Genomic DNA, 19,406 nt, shown 5'->3' with positions numbered 1-19,406 from the left:
ATTCGGCGAAGTCCAAGGATGTTCAGCTGATATGGTTTTGATATGTCAAATAGTTCTTTCCAGAGCTTCGTGCAGCTTCCTTTTCTTGCTCAGGCAGATCTATATCATCTGGATTCGAAAAACCTATGGCTCGATGAAAATCAGCAACCAGTTCGGTTGTGTAGGGCTTGCCATTCCAAACGAAAACACCCTTCCCATCGTAATAAGAAGGGTAACGCTTCGGATTCAATTCATCCGAAAGGGCTTCAAAGCGATAATGGGTTTTCCCTCCCCACTGACCGCCTAGATCAATCACGCCGTCTCCAGCAACTTTTTTATTGACCATCCGTCCGCCAATGGCGCTTTTGGCTTCAAGCAATGCCACTGTTTTTCCCTTTTTCACCAGTTCGCGGGCTGCGATCAGACCAGACAATCCTGCACCGATCACAACCACATCCACAGAAGCAGCGGAGACTTGGCTCTTGCTTGAGGCATCACGCCCTAATGCAACCAAGCCTGGGAGCCCTCCAGTCCCTGCGAGGAGAGACCGACGCGACAACCCCATGACAGCGCAAAAACGGATCTCAACCCTAAACAGCAGGACCCATCTGCCTGTAGCAGGCGCTGCAGATCACTACAAGAAATGGAAAATAAAAACACGATCCATGCGTGCATGCCAGTTCTCTGCAGCAAAAGCCTGAGCATTTGCACTCATTTCTTTTTATTTAATTGAAAGAAATTCTGGTTTTCAAGCTCAGTCAGAAACCAGATCTTTCATTTCTTGGTGAAAAGCAACCACTGCACATCTGCTGCTGTTGAATGAAACAGACTTCTCTCGCACAGGTCGCTGCATGACCACAATCTTGACGCGACCGGCGGACGGTGAAGGCAGCGTGCAGGTCCACCAGGACCCGGCACTGAACATCCAGGAAGAAACCCTGGTAATCGCGGTCTACGGCAAAGGCGGGATCGGCAAATCCACCACCTCCTCAAACCTGTCAGCCGCCTTCTCGAAGCTGGGCAAGCGGGTGCTTCAGATCGGCTGTGATCCCAAGCACGACAGCACCTTCACCCTCACCCACAAGATGGTGCCGACCGTGATCGACATCCTCGAGGAGGTGGACTTCCACAGCGAAGAGCTGAGGCCTGAGGATTTCGTCTTCACCGGCTTCAACGGGGTGCAGTGCGTTGAAAGCGGCGGCCCACCGGCGGGCACGGGCTGCGGCGGTTATGTGACTGGGCAGACCGTGAAGCTGCTCAAGGAACACCATCTCTTGGAAGACACCGACGTGGTGATCTTCGATGTGCTCGGCGATGTGGTGTGTGGTGGTTTCGCCGCCCCGCTGCAGCACGCCAACTATTGCCTGATTGTGACGGCCAACGATTTCGATTCGATCTTCGCGATGAATCGCATCGTTCAGGCGATTCAAGCCAAAGCCAAGAACTACAAGGTGCGGCTTGGCGGCGTTGTGGCGAACCGATCGGCGGACACCGATCAGATCGACAAGTTCAACGAACGCACCGGCCTGCGCACCATGGCTCACTTCAGGGATGTTGATGCCATCCGGCGTTCCCGACTGAAGAAATGCACCATCTTTGAAATGGATGATGCCGATGAGGCCGTGCAAGCAGTGCAGAACGAATATCTGCGGCTGGCCCAGAACATGCTCGACAAGGTGGAGCCCCTTGAGGCGACCTCCCTCAAAGACAGGGAAATCTTCGACCTATTGGGATTCGATTAACCCTCGACTTGATCGACAAAGCCCCGGCCTCTGCAACCGGGGCTTTGTCGTAAGAGCTCAGCTCAAGCGCCAACCAGCTTCATCGACAGCTCCCACACCCGCCGGGCCGTCTCCGGATCCGTGGCCTTGTCGGACAGTTCCTGGCTGAACTGCTCACCGTCCTTCTTCTGGCGGTTGCCCCAGCTCCAGTGCACACCGGATTCAGCGAAGTCGGGATGGGCCACCACATCAGCCACCCGTTCTCCGGCCAAGGACTGGGAGACATAGCCGCCGGTGATGTTTTTTTGAAACCAGGGGAAGATCGTCTGGAAGGCCTTGGGGGTGTTGCGGAACAACGGGGTGTCCGCCACACAGCCCGGATAGAGCGACGTGAAGGTGATCCCTGTGTCCCCATGCAGGCGGCGATGCAGCTCCTGGGTGGTGATCATGTTGCAGAGCTTGCTGTCTTTGTAAGCCTTGCCGGGCTTGAACGGCTTGCCACTGGCCATGGCGACGGGGTCTTTGAACCCGGCCTCAAAACCTGAGAGGTCCCCCAGATCTGCCGGCGCAGGGATCGGAATCTTGCCCCCCAGCTCCTTGGAGTTCGCCGTCACGGTGCCCAGGATCACCACCCGCTTGGAGGGGTGAGTGGAAGCCTTGAGCCGACCCAAGAGCAGCTGCACCAGCAGGAAATGGCCGAAGTGGTTGGTGGCCATTGAGATTTCGTAGCCCTGGGGCGAACGCTCCGGCTGCTTCAGCTTCGGCTTGTACACGGCTGCATTGCAGACCACGGCATCCAATCGCTCGGGCAGGGCATCCACCGCCCTGCGCACACTGTCGAGATCACCCAGATCCATCAACACGTGCTTGAGCCGGTCTTTCGGGAGATCCAGCTCATCCGCCGCCGCCGCGGCACGCTGCGGGCTGCGGTTCGCCGTGATCACCGTCCAACCCCGCTTCACCAAGGCGCAAGTGGCATTCAGGCCCACACCGGAGGTGGTGCCGGTGATCAGAACGGTGCCGGGCGTGGACATCAAGACAAGGCCAGGAAGGCTGCCAGTCTGCCGGTCAGCACTCAATCCCAACGCCGCTGGTCACGAATCTCAGCGCCAGATCACGCGCAGACGATTGGGGGCGATCCACTGATCCTGCTCGCTGATCAGACGCTTCTCTCCACCGATGCTGAACAGACGATCGAAGCGTTGTTGCAGCGTTTCCAATTTTGCAGACTCAATCGACACGACCGCAGCGATTTCACTGTGGCGATCCATGCGTTCCTGATAGGCCACCGACAGACGGATCAAGCTCACAGCACCCAACAGAACAAGCCCCGACTTGGCCGCCAAGGCGAGAAGGCTGCACTGCAGTTCCTGTTGGTCGGTCTGCCGCTGAATGGCCGCAGCCATGCTGGCTGCATCGGTGCGGGGAGCTGATCTTTGAACCTGACTGGCAGTCACCGCATCAGCACGAACATCCGCTTGTAACGCAATCCGTTAGCAGTGCCAAGACCAGCTCTATGCCCGTTGATCTGGGCGTCTTTTGAAATCAGGCCTCGTAAAGGCTGATGGAGAGACGCAGGGCCAGAACAGCGGCATGGGCAGCCACCACGAGGGCAATGAACACCTCAGGTGCAGAAAGAACGGTTTCCATGGGAGCCATGCATCAAACGGTCCTAATCTTCTCTGAGGGAAGGGCTGCAGGCCATCATTCGCAAAGGCCTGTCACACCAGCCCATGGATCCGGTTCTGATCGATGCCCTTGCCATCCGCGCCTTGGATCTACGGCCGCTGGAGATCTGGAGCACTCAGCCGCTGGATGTACTGCTCGGCCAGGGGCCGGTGCTTGAGCTTCGTTTCGACTGGCCGCGGGCGCAGGATGACCCGCGCGAACTGCCGGAATGCCCCGAGCCTCGGCTCTGGGCCCTGCGGGCCGATGCGCGCTACCCCTGGCTGCCGCTGTTGCTTGAGCGCGATCAGGGCAGCCTGATTCGCCATGTGGCCCTGGTGGTGCCCCACAGTTTCAGCCGCAGCGAAGGCCTGCGTTTTGACCCGGAAGCCCTGGAGCTGTGGGTGACGCATCGATTGATGGTGTTGGACGACCTCTGCCAGCGAGAGCTCGGACGCCCGATGCGGGGGAACCTCTCACAGATGGCCGCAGCCTTGGGCTACGAGCTGGATGAGGGATTTTGGAGTCTGTTGAATTGAGCTGACCAGTCAGCTCAGCCAAAGTTGCAGGGCCCGCCTGGAGCTGTCGATCGCCAGGATGATGGCTAGCCACCTCAGACAGCGCACCAGTAGGGCCGCATCAAACTGATCGAGACGGCTGGCCGTCCACTGCGCAGCGATCGCCGCCACCGCTCCCAGCAGCAGGCCCATCAGAGGGACGCCGCGTCCTTCATGCAGGAACTGGAGGGATGCTGCACTGGCCGAGCAAAGCACCGCCACCGTGCTGAGCCGCACGGCCTGATGAATCGGCACAGACATTGGACCGCTCATCAGGGGCACCATCACAAGCCCCCCGCCCAGGCCCAACATCCCAGCGGTCCAGCCGGCGATGCAGCCCACACCTGCCAACTGCGGTGCGCTGCTGTCATCAACGTCATCATTGGCATCCGCCTCGGACCCTTCGCGAACGCAGAACGCCAGCACGATGTACATCAGCGTCTGCATCGCCAGCAGAATCCAGCCCGCTGCCAAACCGGCCAAACCACCGAACAACAGTGCCGAGCCAAAGGCTGCCAAACCGATGGCGAGACCTGGCCGCGTCGGCAGCCGCCCCTGGCGCAGATGGGTGATGGTGCCCGCCAAAGCCGTGGGCACAATGGCGAAACTGCTGGTGGCCAGGGCCTGATGGGGCGGGAGATCAAGCCAGAGCAGGAGCGGGGCAAAGATCAAGCCACCGCCGATCCCCAACAGCCCGGCCAAGCCCCCCGCCAGCAGGCCCAGGGCGATCAGGATGGGCACATCCCACCAAGGCACCATGTCGCGCGATCGATGCTTTCCTCCAGCATGCCCGCAACCGGGCGTTTGCTCCCCACCCAGCAAGCGGATGGACACACCCAGATGGCTTTGGATGCCTGGCTTCTGAAGCGAAGCAACGGTCCGGTTCTGCGTTTTTATCGGTGGGATGGGCCCTGGCTCTCCCTGGGACGCCATCAACGCCACTGGCCTAAGCACTGGAATGAGTTGGCCCGCCGCGGTCGCATCAACCTGGTGCGACGCCCCAGCGGAGGCCGGGCCGTGCTCCATGCCGGCGGTCTCACCTACGCCTTGATCTGGCCGGATGCACCCCGGCGACGCCAGGAGGCCTACCGCCAGGCCTGTCAGTGGTTGATCGATGGCTTCGAGGATCTCGGGTCAGCGCTGCGCTTCGGGTCGGACCCTGCTGGTGCCGAGGCCAACAACTGTTTCGCCACGGCAACGGTGGCCGACCTGGTGGATCCGTGCGGCGTCAAACGGGTCGGTAGCGCCCAGCGCTGGCAGAACGGTCGCCTGCTTCAACACGGTGAAATTGTGCTGGATCCCCCTGCTGAGCTCTGGGAGGAGGTGTTTGAGGAAGCGGCTCCAGCAGCGGCTCCAGCCCGGATCAACCGGCTGGAGCTGGATCAGCGACTGCGCCAGAGCCTGGTTCGGGCCTGGAGCCATTGCCCATGGCAGATGCAGCCCCTGAAGGCTGAGGAAGCTCAAGAATTGGAGGTCGAGCTGGCGTCCGGCTCTGCGCTCTGAGCCTGCATCGTCTGCACCATCTGAGGAAGCATCGTCAAACCCAGGGGATAACTATTGCGCTTGCGCGCCTCGTTGAGGATTGCGGGGGGCAGGGTCACCCCGAGCCGCTTCAGCACTGCATCGCCCACATCCATGCGATCAAGGGTGCCTGAGGGAAGGCCCGCAGCACTCACCACCAACAGGCGTCCCTGGGAGGCCGTCTCCAGGGCCGGCACCGCATCCACAAGTGAGGCCGAACTGGTGATGGACGGCAGTTCAGTGAGGGGCCGCAGATGATCCTCGAGACGCTGTTGATCCCATTGCTGCACCGGCAGGACTTTCAAGGGCTGATCGTCAATCCAACCCACCCAACGGCCGCTCTTGCAGACGAGCACCCAATCAGCAGGCCCCTCCGCCTCGCTGGCCGTCAGCCGCAGCTGGCTGAGGCGCCGCAAGGTCTGATCAGCCTCCAGCACGCGGAAACATTTGCCTGCCGCAGCCTCCACCTTCAACTCCCGCAGCACCGTCTGCAACTGCAGCATCTGGGTCTGATTGCGGTTGGCACTCAAGCCGAACCAACCGATCAACATCAGCAGGAGGCCGTTGAGCCCCCAGCCCTGCCAGAGCAGGACACCGCCCAACAGGATCATCAGCATCGACAAAGCCCGTCCGGACGCCGATGCCACCTGAACGCCTTTCTGCTGACTGCCACTCAGCTGCCAGACCAAGGCCTTGAGGATCAGCCCGCCATCGAGGGGCAGTCCTGGCAAGAGATTGAACAAGCCGAGCATCAAGTTCAGCAAACCCACCTGGCTCAACAACTGTGTGGCCAAGGGCTGGGTGTCCGACAGCGCTGCAGCCCCTGCCAACATCCCGAAGGCGAGCACCAAACTCACGATCGGGCCAGCAGCAGCAATGCGCAGATTGCCCATGGCGGTGGGGCATTCCTTCTCCACCCGCGCGATGCCGCCTAGATGAAACAGGGTGATGCTCAACACCTTCACCCCTTCCCGCAGAGCCATGAGGGCATGGCCCAATTCATGCAGGAGCACGGAGCTGAACAGCAACAAGGTGGTCAGCAATCCCAGCCCCCAACTCACCGTTACCGGGGCCGTGGTCGCGTAGCGGGATTGAAACAACGTGGTGAAGATCGCCACGGCAAACAACCAGCTGGGCTGGAGCCGCAGGGGAATTCCGCCAATCTTGAGCACCTGCCAGCCCTCTCCCACCGCCAATCCCGTCGTGTGCCGCTGCTGCGGACTGTCATCCACGATCCTAGGGAGAGCAATCCATGCAGCCCTTGCGTGATCCCCGCCCTACTCCAGAACTCAAGATCTGTGGGATCACCGACCCCGAGCAGGCTCAAGCCATCGCACAGATGGGCGTGCAGGCGATTGGCGTGATCGGCGTTCCCGCAACCCCACGCTTTGTTGAACCAGCCCAGCGCCGGACCTTGTTCCAGATGCTGGAAGAGCAGCACCCTCTACTGCATCGGGTTTGGGTGGTGGCCAATCCGGACGATGCCGCCCTCGAGGAGGCACTGAACGGAGTAGGGCAGCCCTCCGTGGTGCAGCTGCACGGCGGCGAGTCCGTTGAATGCTGCCAACGCTTGAAACAGTGCTACCCCCGGCAGCAGTGGTGGAAAGCGTTACGGGTGCGTGAACCCGACGATCTCAAGCAGCTCGAGCACTACGCGCCCCATGTGGATGCTCTGCTGATCGATGCCTGGAGCGCCGATCAACTGGGCGGCACCGGGCACCGGATCCCTCTTGATTGGGTCCGCGAGACCGAGCTATCGGTGCCGTGGTGGCTGGCAGGAGGAGTGAGTGCGGAGTGGGTTCCGGAACTGCTCAGTCGCGTCAATCCTCAAGGGCTCGATGCCTCAAGCCGACTGGAGGAACGGCCCGGATGGAAAAACCTCGACAAGGTTCAAGCCCTTGTCGAGGCTGTGAAACAGGGTTGAGTCGAAGCTGATCATGTGCTCAGAAGTGCTTCCTGCTGACGCACCAGCTCAAAGAACTCCTGCTTGAGGCTGGGGTCGTGGCGGAAATCGCCGCGCACCACGGAATTCACCATGCTGGTTTGGGGCTCCTTCACGCCACGCCACTTCATGCAGTAGTGCTGCGCCTTGATGATGATGCCGAGACCCTGGGGCTCACAGAGCTTCTCGATTTCGTCGGCAAGGATCATCACAGCCTCTTCCTGGATGTGAGGGCGGGAGAACACCCAGTCGGCAACGCGGGTGAACTTGGAGAGGCCGATCACCCGGGCACCCGGCTTGATCCCAATCCAGCAGTTGCCCATGATCGGCACCAGGTGATGTGAACAGGCCGAGCGCACCGTGATCGGGCCAACGGTGTAGATCTCATCCAGCTGTTTCACATTGGGGAAGCTGGCCACCTTGGGCTGCTGGTGGTAACGCCCCTTGAACACCTCCTGGAGGTACATCTTGGCGACGCGCTCCGCCGTCTCGTGGGTGTTGTGGTCGTTATCGATGTCGATCACCAGGCTGCGCAGCAGGTCGCGAACCTTGTCTGCAACTTCAACCTGAAGTTGATCGAGCTCACCGGGCTGGAGGTGATCAGCGATGTTGTCGTTGGCCAGGAAGGAGGCACCGGCCTCTCTCAAGCGTTCACGGATGCGCGCTGAGATCTGGGGATTCAAGCTGCCATTGCCGTTGCCGTTGGCGACGCCGTTGGAAACGAAAGGGACTGTGGAGGTCATGGTGTTCGTTCAGAAGGCGCCGGCGGCCGGCATAAGGGTGAGGTCTTCGATCAACTGGTTGCTGGGTTGCATCGCCAGATTCGCCAGTGTTTCTGCCGCCTGATCGACAGAGAGCATGGCACGACGATCGAAATCGCTTTGTACGGTTTCCGCGTCCCACAGAGGTGTGTTGACTGCCCCAAGAGTGAGGGTGCAGGCACGGATGTCGTTGCTCCGTTCCTCTTCCGCCAGGCAGCGGGTGAAGCTGGCCAGGGCAGCTTTGCTGACGCAATACGCACCCCATTGAGGGAAGGCATTGCGGGCGGCGTGGCTGCTGATGTTGATCACCAGTCCGCCGTTCTCACGCATGGAGGGGACAACAGCAGCACAAACCTGCATCACGCTGGTGACATTCAGCTGTAGCAGCCATTGCCAACGCTCGATCGGCATTGCCAATAGATCGCCGGTGTAAGCAGCCCCCGCGTTGTTGATCAACACTGAAGGGGTCTCACCCTGCTGCAACAAGCCAGCCATCGCAAAAGCGATGCCATCAGGTTGAGTCAGGTCGACGGCGGCAGAGGCCACAGAGACACCCTTGGAGCTGAGCTGATCACTCAGCTGCTCCAGTTGATCAGCGCTACGTGCAGTGAGCAGCAAGTCCCAGCCCTGATGAGCCAGAAGCTCAGCAGTTCGGCGACCTATGCCTCGGCTCGCACCTGTGATTAGAGCCGTAGGCAAAAACAGTTAGCAAACCACGACACTTTAAGCGGCTTTGTCGACATCCTGTGACGTTTTTTCGAGGAACCGCCCCATCGCTCTAAATTTCGAGTAACGGGCCTCGCGCAGTTGCTGTTCCGAAAGGCTCAGCAGTTGTTCGAGGTGACGCTCGATCGCCGCCCGCAGGTTTTCTCCAGCCTCCAATGGTGCCCAGTTGTTGCCACCGGAGGGCTCCTCGAGCACCTCATCCACCACCCCAAGCTCCAGCAGGTCACGACCCGTGATCCGCAAGGCTGCCGCCGCATCAGGCGCCTTGGCCGCATCACGCCAGAGAATGGATGCGCAGGCCTCAGGGCTGGCAACCGTGTAGACGCTGTGCTCGAACATCAGCAAGCGATCCGCCACCCCGATGCCCAAGGCACCCCCGGAGCCGCCTTCACCAATCACGGTGGCGATCACCGGAACGCGCAAGCGGAACATCTCCCGCAGGTTGACGGCGATCGCTTCACCCTGACCCTGTTCTTCAGCCTCAAGGCCGGCGTAGGCCCCAGGTGTATCGATAAACGTGAGAATCGGCAAGCGGAAACGATCGGCATGGTCCATCAACCGCATGGCTTTGCGGTAGCCACCCGGAGCAGCCATCCCAAAATTACGGGCGACATTCTCCTTGGTGTCGCGTCCTTTCTGATGGCCAATCAACATCACCGCGCGATTGCCCACCCGGCCTACACCGCCAATTAAGGCCTGATCGTCGTTACCGCGACGATCGCCATGCAGTTCGACCCAGTCATCGCAGAACATCTGGATGAAATCCAGCGTGCTCGGACGCTGCGGGTGACGAGCAACTTGAATTTTCTGAGCTGGAGTCAGGCCCTGAAAGATCTCCTGACGACGACGGGCCGCGAGACTCTCCAGCTGCTGAAGCTGCTGCGAAACGTCGACTTCCGAATCTCTGGCCAGCTGACGGATTTGCTCAATCTGCTGCTCAAGCTCGACGAGCGGTTTTTCGAACTCAAGCAAGGGGCGACGGGGCATGGGCTCTGGCTCTCCGAGGGTCAGGCGGCAGTGGCCTGCAGGTTGGGATGGAGGTTCAAGGTGCTGAACCCATGGCGGACCGATGCCGCACCAATGAAGTCCATCTTCTCGAGGGTGATGTTGTTGCGTCCCCAGCTGAAGTTGGTGTGGCAGCGCTCAAACTCGAGCAGCATGGCTTCGGCAAAGCAGGCAAACATCTGGCGCTGCGGCCGCTCCATCTCGGCGATAGCCATCATCGACCAGCCGATGTCGCGGCAGAACTCAACGATTCCTCCCTTGAGCACGTGGATGCCACCCCCGGCGACCTTGGTATCGAGATTCTTGGGATAGCCCCCATCAATCATCAAACAGGGCTTCTTGAGGCTGTCTTGGTCGATCTCAAGGGTGCGGGGCATGCTCGCCACCCAGACGACCACATCCGCCTCAGGCAGGGCTTCATCGAGCGACAGGATTCGTCCACCGCCCAGTTCCTGCTGGAGATCGAGCAGGGGTTGCTGCTGACGCGCCACCAGTAGAAGCTCACCCACTCTGGTGCGCGCCTGCAGCCAACGACAGACGGCGGAGCCGATATCACCAGTCGCGCCAACGACGGCCACCTTGGCTTTGCTGAGGTCAATGCCGAGGGTTGGAGCATTGTTCTCCACCTGACGGCAGATCACCCAGGCCGTGTGGGTGTTTCCGGTGGTGAACCGCTGCCAATCCAAGGTGGTGCTCCGCACCGTTTGGTGCTGAAGCAGGTTGAAATTCTCGAAAATGATCGAGGTGAAACCGCCCAGAGCAGTGATGTTGATGCCCTTCTTCTGGGCAAGTTCCATCGCATTGAGAACCTTGCGCCGGGCCGTTTTGAAACGGCTCAGCATCTCGGGCACGAAGCAGGAGTCGATGTAGGCACCCTCAATGGTCGTTCCCACCGGACTGGTGACTTCCACGTGCTCAACGAGCTGGGGAGGTGCACTGCACCACACATCGAGATCACCGTCAGCGATGTGATCGAACCCGAGTTCCATCGCTTTGCGGCGAGCTGCCTCAAAACTCGTTGAATGTCCGATCAGACCAAACATTTCCTACCGCTGACGTCTCAAAGAACACCTCGAACGACCATGCTCCCATGGCACCCGGTATCGACGGCAACGTGCCTGTCGATAAACCGGCGTTGGATTAAGCCCTGAAACGGCTCAAACGGCAAGAGCAGCTGCTGCCATGCGAGCGATGTCGCGGGAGGTGAAGCCGATCTCTCCCAGAGCCTCCTGATAAGCGATCAGGAAATCTTCGATCAGGTCTTCCTTTTCCATGTGCAGGACGGCAGCATCAGCAGCCACGTCTTCCAGCATCGAGCGGATCAGAGGGAGGTTGGCTTTGTTGGCCTCGAACAGCTCATTTTTGCTGGCCTCAAAGTTGGCCTTCAGCCATTCCTGGCCGTAGTTGAGGTGGGTGTACTCGTCCTTCACCACACCCTCAGTGATTTTGCGGGCGAAGGGATCGGCCACAGGGATATATATGTGATACGCGGAAATAGCGAATGCTTCGATCAGCAGGGCCTGAATCAGCAGGCAGGTGACCACCTTGCCCTCCTTGAGAGCAGCCTGAAAATTGCCGTGAAGGGGTTCGAAGAACTTTTTGGCGAAAGGCAGATCGGCTTCAACTCCAAGGTTGCGACCGCAGGATGTGAAGCCCTTCATGTGCTTCATCTCCATCCGTGCCAAACGCTTGAGCTCCTCGGCCTGCTCGGGGATCAGTGTTCCAAGGGAGATGTAGTTGTCGTGGGCTTCCTGCTCGCCCTCGATCACGATGGCGTTGATACGGCTGTAAGCGTCCTTATAGGCAGCAGTCGTGAAATCCGGCAGTGCGTCCTGGCCCTCCAGCACGGGTGCTTCAGGTGCATTGAGGGTCGTCATAGGACGCTGTCCACCACGTTCAGTGGGACCGACAATAACCAGTGCCCCAAGAGTTGGGGACACATGCGTCCAAGGTTCAGGACGTGGGCGTGATCTTGGACGGTTTGGAGAGAAGGCTTTGGGTGGGTGGCCAGTCGCTGGTCAAAAGTGCCTGAAAACGCTTCTGCCAGTGGTTGATCAAGCGATCTTCCAGACAACGTCCCAGATCTGCTGAGGCCTGGCGGGCATCCCCGATCACCCCCGTCGCGCTGAGATCGTCGGTGAGCCAAGCGCAGGGCGCCGCCCCTTCGAGGCTCCAACCCTCCGGCGGCTCCGGGGCGGAACCCGGCGCTGGACGTCCATCCACCGGGCGGGCCGATCCCACCAGATCTGGGGCCATCTGGAGCATCAAGCTGGTTTCGGCTTGGCCGGCATGAAGACCATGGAGCAACTCCTGCTCAGGCAACAGATCCGCTAGCCCCTCGACACCACTCCAGAGGAAGCAGGGCAGAACAGCAAGCGATGGGCAGCGAGCCCGCAGCTGTCGGGCTGCCACCTGCAGCAAACCGATCTGGCCGCCATGGGCGTTGAACAGAACAAGGCGCTGCACCCCCATCGCCGCCAGCTGCGTGCCCACCTGGTCGACCAGATCCAGAAGCAGAGGAGCCGAAAGGCTGATGGTTCCGGGGAAGTTCTTGTGCTCAGGCGAAAAGCCGATGGACTGACAGGGCAGTCGCCAAATCGGCAGAGCCGGCTCAAGCCCGCACAACACGTAATCAAGGATGCCGTCAGCAAAAACAGCGTCCGTCGAAAGCGGCAATTGGGGGCCGTGTTGCTCACAGGCTCCAAACGGCCAGATCACCGTGGCACCAGGTTGGCAGGCAGCATGACTGGCCTCGGGCCACGTCAGCTGATCAAATCGCTTGCGGAGCTGGTCCATGGAGTTGCACAGGCACGGGGGTGTTGATCCCAGCCCAGCCTGTCAAAATGAGCAATCGACAAGCCCAATGGTCCATGCCCGCAGCCGGCAGCCCGCAGCCCAACCGCCCCAAGGCACCCAAGCCGGCAGCGACGAAACCGCTGCAGGTGATGCAGATCAACCGCCGCGAGGAGCAGGAAAAGCTGGCTCGAGAAGCGGCTGAAGCTCGGGCAGCAGCAGAGGCTGCGGCGGAAAAGGCACGCATCCTTGAGGAACGGGCGGGTCTCGCCACCCCTCCGCGACCTGTCCAGCAGGAACCCGCCTCGTCACCAGCAACGGATGACGACGCTCTGTTCGACATGGGCGGCATGGAAGGCATGACCATGGCTGACCTGATGGGTGCGCCGGATCAGCAACCCAGGAAGGAGCAGCGCAATCAGCCGCGCAGCGTGGACGACTTCGATTTCGACGAAGAAGCCTTCCTCGCCGCCCTCGACGAGAACGCTCCGGTTGGCACCACCGGTGAGGTGATCAAGGGCACGGTGATCGGCATCGAAAGCGATGGCGTGTACGTGGATATAGGCGGCAAAGCTCCCGGCTACATGCCCAAGAGCGAAGCGGGCCTGGGCGTTGTGACCAACTTCCGGGAGCGCTTCCCCAAGGGTCTAGAGGTTGAAGTTCTGGTGACCCGTGAGCAGAACGCTGATGGGATGGTCACGATCAGCTGTCGCGCCCTTGAGCTGCGCAAGAGCTGGGACCGGGTGAAGGAGCTGGAGAAACAGGGGAAAGTGGTTCAAGTCATTGTCAATAACTTCAACCGCGGTGGGGTCACCTGCGATCTCCAAGGGCTACGCGGCTTCATTCCCCGCTCTCAGCTCCAAAACGGTGAAAACCACCAGGAGCTGGTGGGCAAGACCCTGGGCGTGGCCTTCATCGAGGTGAATTCGGAGACGCGCAAGCTGGTGCTGTCCGAAAAGCGGGCTGCTGTTGCGGAACGCTTCCAGGATCTGGAGGTGGGCCAATTGGTGGAAGGCCAGGTTGCTGCGGTGAAGCCCTACGGCCTGTTCATCGACCTCGGTGGCATCAGCGGACTGCTGCACCAATCAGCTATCACCAATGGCAGACTGCGCTCGATTCGTGAGGTGTTTGACCAGGGCGACCGCGTGTCGGCCCTGATCACGGAACTGGACCCGGGCCGCGGACGGATCGGCCTCAACACAGCCCTGCTGGAGGGGCCTCCTGGCGAGCTGCTGATCGAAAAAGACAAAGTGATGGCTGAAGCCGCCGATCGCGCCAGCCGCGCCCAGAACACCCTGAAACAGCAGGAGCAATCCGCCGGATGAGCACTGCTGCCCTGACAGCCGCTGAAGACTGGGAACTCGACTTCTACTCCCGACCCATCCTTGAGGCCGATGGCCGCAAGCGTTGGGAGCTGCTGATCACCTCCACCCCCGCCGCAAGTGGCGATGCAGAGCCATTTCGCTTCGCCAAGGTGTGCCCCTCTGGTGATGTGAACTCGCTCTGGTTGAGCCAAGCCCTGGCAGAAGCCAAGCAGGCATCCGCCAGCGGGGGCTGGGGTTCGCCCGTGCGCCTGCGCTGCTGGCGCAGTTCGATGCGCACCATGGTGCAGCGCGCCGCAGCCGAACAAGACCTCGAGGTGATTCCCAGTCGCCGCACCTTCGCCCTGCTCGACTGGCTTCAACAGCGCGAGAGGGAGGTGTATCCCGAGGAGGAGGGCTTCATGGCGGGCCCATTGGCACCGCCGCCGGCTCCAGTTCCAACCCCACCGGTTCCCCTGCCGGAAGAAGTTCAAGGAGATGCCTGGAGCTGGGCCGCCCTGCCAGCGAGCCTGCTGCTCGAGGCATCGGAATGGCCGATGAGTTTCAGCGGTCTGCTGCCGGTGCCCGATGGCATCGACCCCGAGGCCTCTGTTCCTGGTCTGCGCCTGTTCAGCCAAAGCCGCTCCCTTGCCATGGCGGGCTGGTTGGGGGGTCTGGAGCCCGTGCGGATGATCGTCGAAGACCGCCAGCTGGTGCTGGAGGCTGGTCAGGACGACCGCTGGCTGGTGAGCGACCTGGAGCCAGGCATCGCCGCTGAAATCGCCGAAGCTCTAGCCACTTCGCAGCAGCAGGTGCGCGGCCTCCAATTCATCGCCATCCAGTCCAGCCCCGAAGAACAGACCTTCGGTGGTTTCTGGATGCTGCGGGACATCCCCATAGCCTGATTGCAGGGCTGATGAAAGACGGGCCATTTGATCGACCAGACAGCCGCTTCAACACGTTGAAGGGATGGACCTGGATCGGTTGTTATGGGGGCTATTACCTCCAGAGCGATCTTCTGCACGAGCAGGGGTTCGAGCACGGCTTTTTCACCCGGCTCTGGCACGGCCGTGGGCCTGATGAACTGGCGGGGTACGTCAGCGCCGGCATCAGCGTCCACCGGCCCCAGCAGATTCACAGTGGGGTCGTCCTCAACGCCAGCGACGCCGTTCAGGATCCCTGGCCTGAGGCCGATGGCCTGGTGAGTGATCGCGGAGGCCAGAGCCTCTGGGTGTGCGGCGCCGACTGCACCCCGGTTCTGATCGCCGATCCCGGCACCGGGCATGCCGCGGCCTGTCATGCCGGTTGGCGTGGGGTGGCAGCTGGAATCCTGATCACGGCCCTGGATCAATTGGTGGAGCGGGGTGCGCGGCGGGAGGATCTGGTCGTCGCCCTGGGTCCGGCTGTCAGCGGACCCTGTTACCAGGTGGGCGACGAGGTGGTGGAGGCCGTCAGCGCCTCGACCCCCGACGAGGCCTCGTTATCCGAGGCCGGGGCCCTGCTTCCGGATGAGCAACCGGGACGGCAACGCCTGGACATTCGAACGTCCGCCAGAGTGCAACTCCAGGGCGCGGGAATCCTCAGCCAACGGATCGCCCACTGCCCGCTGTGCACCGTCAGTGAACCCGAGCTGTTCCATTCCTGGCGACGGGATCAGGTGAAAGCCGTGCAGTGGAGCGGGATCGTGGCGCAAGCTTCAATCTGATCCCGCAGGTCTCGATTTACTGGCAAAACCTGTCATGCCGCCGCATGCAAGCCAGTGTGAAATGTCTCTCAAATTGCACGATGTTCAAAGCGATCCTTGGCCTCGGCTTGGCCGGTGCAGCCTCCATGGGTGCCTTGATCTCTGTAGCTGCCACCGCGGAAGCCAAGCCAGCGGTGATGTCAGAAACCATCCGAGTGGGTGAAGTTAAAGCTGCACAAGACACGTGGTGTGGTGCTCTCGTTGCCATCAGCACAGCACACGCTGAAGGGGGTCTTGCCAAGTCCAAGCCTCTGTCAAGCGACATCATTGACGCGGCCTATGCGTATCAATTTGGACCAGTCGCTTTTAAACCCACTTGGGCTTATGGAGACACGACATTCCGTACAACCAAAGACGGCGCGCTTTCCTATTTCATTGGTGACGATCCCAATTACACTGACCCTGGATTTGGGATTGGATCACCCGGCGATGGTAATTACCCGAACTTGAGCAACAGGAGTCCTTGGATCAAGTGCACACCAGAGATTTTTGCCATTCAAGTATTTGGGAATACAGCGAATGCGATGGGTTGGGTGCATTTTGAAGCTGCCGACGGAACAACTTCTAAAGTTGACAAAACCTTTTCATACGTTCGAGACGATGCTGGAAACTTACGCATAACAGTTCACCACTCCTCAGTACCCTATTCCTGGTGACTTGAAAACTATATAAAGCAAACAAAGAAGCAAAACCCGACCCGTTGGCATCAGCGGGTTTCTCTTTATCAGCAAGTAATAAGCTCGGTATTTTCCTCAGATCATGTAGAAGCTGAGAGATCTATCTCAATTCATTGCCAACAGTATTTCTCAACTTTGTCCATCAACAGCTGCCGAGCCACGGCTTCAGCGGCACAAATGCCATCAATTCCAGCCGACAGGATCCCGCCGGCGTAGCCCGCCCCTTCACCGGCCGGCACCAGCCCCTTCACATTGAGCGATTCCAACGCCTCATCCCTGGGAATCCGCACGGGCGATGACGTGCGGGTTTCCACTCCTGTGAGCACTGCATCGGGGTGGTTGTAACCCTTCAGCTTGCTGGCAAATACCGGCAACGCCTCCCGTAAGGCCTCAACGATAGGAGAGGGAAGCAACGCATCCAGATCGGCGGGGTGCACGCCCGGCTGGTACGACGCTGCGATGGCACCTAGACGGGTGGAGGGACGGGCAGCCAGGAAGTCCTCCAACCGCTGCGCCGGTGCGGCATAGCTGTTTCCACCCAGCCTGAAGGCGCGCTCCTCCAGCTCCCGTTGAAGGGCAATCCCCGCCAACGGATCCCCGGGGAAGCGTTCAAATGGCGCCAGGTCATCGGCGTCAAGAGCAACAACCAAACCGCTGTTGGCGTTGCGCTCGTTGCGGGAGTGCTGGCTCATGCCATTGGTCACCACCCGGCCTTCCTCCGAGGTTGCGCCCACCACAAATCCCCCGGGACACATGCAGAAGCTGTAGACGCAGCGGCCGTTCTCAGCATGGTGAACCAGCTTGTACTCGGCCGCACCGAGACGCGGATGGCCCGCCGCCTCTCCCCAGCGAGCTGCGTCAATCAGATGCTGCGGATGCTCAATCCGCACGCCCACGGAAAACGGTTTGCGCTGCAGCTGCACACCGATCTGCTCCAGCATTTCAAAGCAGTCGCGCGCGGAGTGACCGGGGGCCAGCACCAAATGACGGCAGGGCATTTCCGTTCCATCAGCCAACACCAAAGCATCAAGTTGAAACGGCTTCTCAGCGCTGCTGTTGCTGAGCTGAAGACGTGTCACACGACTGTTGAAACGCACCTCACCGCCCAGGGCCTCAATCCGTGCCCGCAGGCCGCGCACCACCGTGGCGAGTTTGAAGGTGCCAATGTGGGGACGTTGCAGCGTGAGGATCTCCTCGCTGGCACCACAGGCCACCAGCTCCTCGAGAACCTTGCGACCGTAGTGCTCGGGATCGCTCACCCGGCTGTAGAGCTTGCCGTCGGAGAAGGTGCCAGCTCCGCCCTCACCGAATTGGGCATTGGATTCCGGGTTGAAGGGGCTGGTGCCCCGCCAGAAGCCAAAGGTGTCAGCGGTGCGTTGCTTCACAGCCTGACCCCGCTCCAGCAACAGCGGGCGAAAGCCCATCTGCGCCAAAAGCAGAGCAGCGAAATAACCGCAGGGGCCTGCCCCCACCACCACCGGCCGATCGCCTGCATCCAAGGGGAAGCCATCCGGGGCATGACCCACAGACCGGTAACGGGTGTCTGGAGCCAGACGCACCCGGTCTTTGTTACCGATGCGCCTTAACAGGGCGGCTTCCCCCTTCACCTGCACATCCACGCTGTAGATCAGCTGAATTCGGTCGCGGCGCCGGGCATCAACACTGCGCTTCACCAGGGTCTGACCCAGAAGACGATCCGCGGGGATCCGCAAACGCTTGAGCACCGCTTCCTGCAGCGCGTCCTCCCCATGGTCGAGGGGTAGCTTCAGTTCACTCAGGCGCAGCATCTCGAGGTCATCTCCCCTAACTTCATTTGATCAAACCGGCCAGGGCCTGGCCCGATGGTGCCTGGCCGGCGCGAAAGCGGGAATCGCTGGCTACGGCCTTGAGGCGCAGTCGCTCGCCGCGGCGACGCTGATCAAAGGCCTGGCAAATCGGAACGGCTTCCTTGTGATCGGGGTCCAACCACCCCATCGCATCGACGCCCCCGTCAGCGGACCTTGGCCAAGGGGCTGCATCGGCCAGAGCCAACAGCCGTGCCGTATCAAAACCCGCACCCGCGAGCAACGATGGAGCCTTGCCGGTGGACTGCTTGAAATCCAGTTGAAACTCAGCCCACGCCGCACCACGGGCTGGGTGCTGCAGCCCAAGCTGTTGCCAGGGCACCGCGGGCGCATCCTGCAGATCCTCCGCCTCGCTGAGCCAAATCCAGTTCGGCGCCTGCGGTGCACCACCACCGAAACGCCCCTGCTGCTGCTCAGCCCGCAGCTCTTGCGAGAGAAGACAGTTTGGAGCATCAGCCACCACAACGGTGGGCACCCAAGACCAGGCCATGTCGTCCTTGTACCGTTGCAGACGCGCGTCGTTGCTGGGATCCACCCGCTGAACCGACTGCGCTTCGTAGCTCTCAACAATACCGCCGGCGGCATTAAACAGCTCCATAAAGGCACTGGAGCTGGTGGATTCAAGGGCAGAAGGGACCTAAACTTCCAACGCCCGTCCCCAGCCGGCCTCCATCGCCGCCGCCACCATCGCCTTCAGATCCTCCTGACGGGAGGGAACAAGCGGCCAGAGCCGTTGACGGCCTTCCAGCCCACGCAGGGTGTCCAGCGACTGCCCCACCTGATAGGGGAGAAGCACGGTGAGATCCCGCTCATCTGCCACGGCGGCATAAGCCCGCAGATCCGCAGATGGGGGAGCCACCAGCAACTTGAGCTCCATCGAGGGCATCAACTGCGGATCGGGAGCGTCGCCGGAGTTGGTCCCATACCAGGCAACCTGCGGGAAGGGCTCACCACAAGCCTCCACTGATGCCTGGCCCAGACGAAAGCCCTGGAGGAAGTTGTGCCGCAATTCAGCATCGCGGTGCCCCATCGGCAGCAGCACCGCCAGCCTCGGGCGACTGACGCCACTGGCGACGATCGACTGGCAGCCGATCAGCGTGGCTGCAACAACACTCCACGACAGCCAAGACCAACGTCGCCACTCAGGCTTCGACATGGGATCGGAGGGAA

23 protein-coding genes are annotated in these 19,406 nt (G+C 60.8%); 8 read left to right on the top strand and 15 right to left on the bottom strand.

Annotated features, from left to right (window positions below; genetic code table 11):
- Positions 1-22: 22 nt before the first annotated feature.
- Entirely contained in the window at positions 23-493 is a 471-nt protein-coding gene (locus SYNCC9605_RS03780; RefSeq protein ID WP_198002471.1) for an FAD-dependent oxidoreductase, read from the bottom strand.
- 337 nt (positions 494-830) lie between these two features.
- Between SYNCC9605_RS03780 and bchL the strand changes: the two genes are divergently transcribed.
- Positions 831-1,721: a ferredoxin:protochlorophyllide reductase (ATP-dependent) iron-sulfur ATP-binding protein gene (bchL, locus tag SYNCC9605_RS03775; protein WP_011363740.1), complete on the top strand. Its 891-nt coding sequence runs from the start codon at positions 831-833 to the stop codon at positions 1,719-1,721.
- A gap of 62 nt (positions 1,722-1,783) precedes the next feature.
- Here the strand turns inward: bchL and SYNCC9605_RS03770 are convergent, their stop codons facing one another.
- The 3 genes from SYNCC9605_RS03770 to psaM all read right to left on the bottom strand — a co-directional run bounded on the left by SYNCC9605_RS03770 (position 1,784) and on the right by psaM (position 3,350).
- A complete protein-coding gene (locus SYNCC9605_RS03770) occupies positions 1,784-2,734 on the bottom strand; it encodes a protochlorophyllide reductase (protein ID WP_011363739.1) in 951 nt (316 codons plus the stop codon).
- A gap of 69 nt (positions 2,735-2,803) precedes the next feature.
- Positions 2,804-3,106, bottom strand: a complete 303-nt coding sequence (locus SYNCC9605_RS03765; protein ID WP_011363738.1) for a hypothetical protein — start codon at positions 3,104-3,106, stop codon at positions 2,804-2,806.
- Between the two features lie 139 nt (positions 3,107-3,245).
- Positions 3,246-3,350: a photosystem I reaction center subunit XII gene (gene psaM / locus SYNCC9605_RS03760; protein ID WP_025362433.1), complete on the bottom strand. Its 105-nt coding sequence runs from the start codon at positions 3,348-3,350 to the stop codon at positions 3,246-3,248.
- Positions 3,351-3,433: 83 nt separating this feature from the next.
- Between psaM and SYNCC9605_RS03755 the strand changes: the two genes are divergently transcribed.
- Positions 3,434-3,904 (top strand): CRR6 family NdhI maturation factor, encoded by a 471-nt coding sequence (locus SYNCC9605_RS03755; protein WP_011363737.1) that lies wholly within the window; start codon positions 3,434-3,436, stop codon positions 3,902-3,904.
- A gap of 9 nt (positions 3,905-3,913) precedes the next feature.
- Here the strand turns inward: SYNCC9605_RS03755 and SYNCC9605_RS03750 are convergent, their stop codons facing one another.
- Positions 3,914-4,681: a sulfite exporter TauE/SafE family protein gene (locus SYNCC9605_RS03750; RefSeq protein WP_011363736.1), complete on the bottom strand. Its 768-nt coding sequence runs from the start codon at positions 4,679-4,681 to the stop codon at positions 3,914-3,916.
- Between the two features lie 12 nt (positions 4,682-4,693).
- On the opposite strand from SYNCC9605_RS03750, the gene SYNCC9605_RS03745 reads away from it, so the two are divergent.
- The gene (locus tag SYNCC9605_RS03745) at positions 4,694-5,425 is read left to right on the top strand and encodes a lipoate--protein ligase family protein (RefSeq protein ID WP_257929916.1); all 732 of its coding nucleotides are present in this window, start codon (positions 4,694-4,696) and stop codon (positions 5,423-5,425) included.
- Here the strand turns inward: SYNCC9605_RS03745 and SYNCC9605_RS03740 are convergent.
- A complete protein-coding gene (locus SYNCC9605_RS03740; RefSeq protein ID WP_011363734.1) occupies positions 5,383-6,633 on the bottom strand; it encodes a site-2 protease family protein in 1,251 nt (416 codons plus the stop codon). The two genes, SYNCC9605_RS03745 and SYNCC9605_RS03740, sit on opposite strands and share 43 nt — an antisense overlap.
- A gap of 62 nt (positions 6,634-6,695) precedes the next feature.
- Between SYNCC9605_RS03740 and SYNCC9605_RS03735 the strand changes: the two genes are divergently transcribed.
- Positions 6,696-7,367, top strand: coding sequence for a phosphoribosylanthranilate isomerase (locus tag SYNCC9605_RS03735; protein ID WP_011363733.1), 672 nt, complete (start codon positions 6,696-6,698; stop codon positions 7,365-7,367).
- Between the two features lie 11 nt (positions 7,368-7,378).
- Here SYNCC9605_RS03735 and folE read toward each other — a convergent pair whose 3' ends face one another.
- From folE to SYNCC9605_RS03705, 6 genes are all read right to left on the bottom strand, one after another.
- A complete protein-coding gene (gene folE / locus SYNCC9605_RS03730; protein WP_011363732.1) occupies positions 7,379-8,128 on the bottom strand; it encodes a GTP cyclohydrolase I in 750 nt (249 codons plus the stop codon).
- 9 nt (positions 8,129-8,137) lie between these two features.
- Complete coding sequence (locus SYNCC9605_RS03725) at positions 8,138-8,845, bottom strand: SDR family oxidoreductase (protein WP_011363731.1); 708 nt, start codon at positions 8,843-8,845, stop codon at positions 8,138-8,140.
- Positions 8,846-8,869: 24 nt separating this feature from the next.
- A complete protein-coding gene (locus SYNCC9605_RS03720; RefSeq protein WP_011363730.1) occupies positions 8,870-9,859 on the bottom strand; it encodes an acetyl-CoA carboxylase carboxyltransferase subunit alpha in 990 nt (329 codons plus the stop codon).
- Positions 9,860-9,879: 20 nt separating this feature from the next.
- On the bottom strand, positions 9,880-10,920 hold the full coding sequence (locus tag SYNCC9605_RS03715) for a long-chain acyl-[acyl-carrier-protein] reductase (protein ID WP_011363729.1): 1,041 nt from the start codon (positions 10,918-10,920) through the stop codon (positions 9,880-9,882).
- A gap of 114 nt (positions 10,921-11,034) precedes the next feature.
- Positions 11,035-11,754, bottom strand: a complete 720-nt coding sequence (locus SYNCC9605_RS03710) for an aldehyde oxygenase (deformylating) (RefSeq protein WP_011363728.1) — start codon at positions 11,752-11,754, stop codon at positions 11,035-11,037.
- A 76-nt stretch (positions 11,755-11,830) separates the two neighbouring features.
- Positions 11,831-12,673 carry a creatininase family protein gene (locus tag SYNCC9605_RS03705; protein ID WP_011363727.1) on the bottom strand — a complete coding sequence of 281 codons (843 nt, stop codon included), beginning with the start codon at positions 12,671-12,673 and terminating at the stop codon, positions 11,831-11,833.
- A gap of 74 nt (positions 12,674-12,747) precedes the next feature.
- On the opposite strand from SYNCC9605_RS03705, the gene SYNCC9605_RS03700 reads away from it, so the two are divergent.
- The 4 genes from SYNCC9605_RS03700 to SYNCC9605_RS03685 are packed head-to-tail and all read left to right on the top strand — an operon-like array spanning position 12,748 to position 16,371.
- Positions 12,748-13,995, top strand: a complete 1,248-nt coding sequence (locus tag SYNCC9605_RS03700; protein ID WP_041435489.1) for a S1 RNA-binding domain-containing protein — start codon at positions 12,748-12,750, stop codon at positions 13,993-13,995.
- On the top strand, positions 13,992-14,876 hold the full coding sequence (locus SYNCC9605_RS03695) for a Tab2 family RNA-binding protein (RefSeq protein WP_011363725.1): 885 nt from the start codon (positions 13,992-13,994) through the stop codon (positions 14,874-14,876). Before SYNCC9605_RS03700 ends, SYNCC9605_RS03695 begins: the two co-directional genes overlap by 4 nt.
- Before the next feature lie 11 nt (positions 14,877-14,887).
- Positions 14,888-15,676, top strand: coding sequence for a peptidoglycan editing factor PgeF (gene pgeF, locus SYNCC9605_RS03690; RefSeq protein WP_011363724.1), 789 nt, complete (start codon positions 14,888-14,890; stop codon positions 15,674-15,676).
- Positions 15,643-16,371: a hypothetical protein gene (locus SYNCC9605_RS03685; protein WP_257929913.1), complete on the top strand. Its 729-nt coding sequence runs from the start codon at positions 15,643-15,645 to the stop codon at positions 16,369-16,371. Before pgeF ends, SYNCC9605_RS03685 begins: the two co-directional genes overlap by 34 nt.
- Positions 16,372-16,502: 131 nt before the next feature.
- Here SYNCC9605_RS03685 and SYNCC9605_RS03680 read toward each other — a convergent pair whose 3' ends face one another.
- The 3 genes from SYNCC9605_RS03680 to SYNCC9605_RS14245 are packed head-to-tail and all read right to left on the bottom strand — an operon-like array spanning position 16,503 to position 19,392.
- Positions 16,503-18,179, bottom strand: coding sequence for an NAD(P)/FAD-dependent oxidoreductase (locus SYNCC9605_RS03680; protein ID WP_011363722.1), 1,677 nt, complete (start codon positions 18,177-18,179; stop codon positions 16,503-16,505).
- 22 nt (positions 18,180-18,201) lie between these two features.
- The gene (locus tag SYNCC9605_RS14250; RefSeq protein WP_049749425.1) at positions 18,202-18,834 is read right to left on the bottom strand and encodes a hypothetical protein; all 633 of its coding nucleotides are present in this window, start codon (positions 18,832-18,834) and stop codon (positions 18,202-18,204) included.
- Positions 18,835-18,873: 39 nt separating this feature from the next.
- Positions 18,874-19,392 carry a hypothetical protein gene (locus SYNCC9605_RS14245; protein WP_049749424.1) on the bottom strand — a complete coding sequence of 173 codons (519 nt, stop codon included), beginning with the start codon at positions 19,390-19,392 and terminating at the stop codon, positions 18,874-18,876.
- Positions 19,393-19,406: the final 14 nt, after the last annotated feature.

This window comes from Synechococcus sp. CC9605 (genome assembly GCF_000012625.1).
Taxonomy (GTDB): Bacteria; Cyanobacteriota; Cyanobacteriia; order PCC-6307; family Cyanobiaceae; genus Parasynechococcus.
This window is presented reverse-complemented; position numbering and strand designations above follow the sequence as displayed.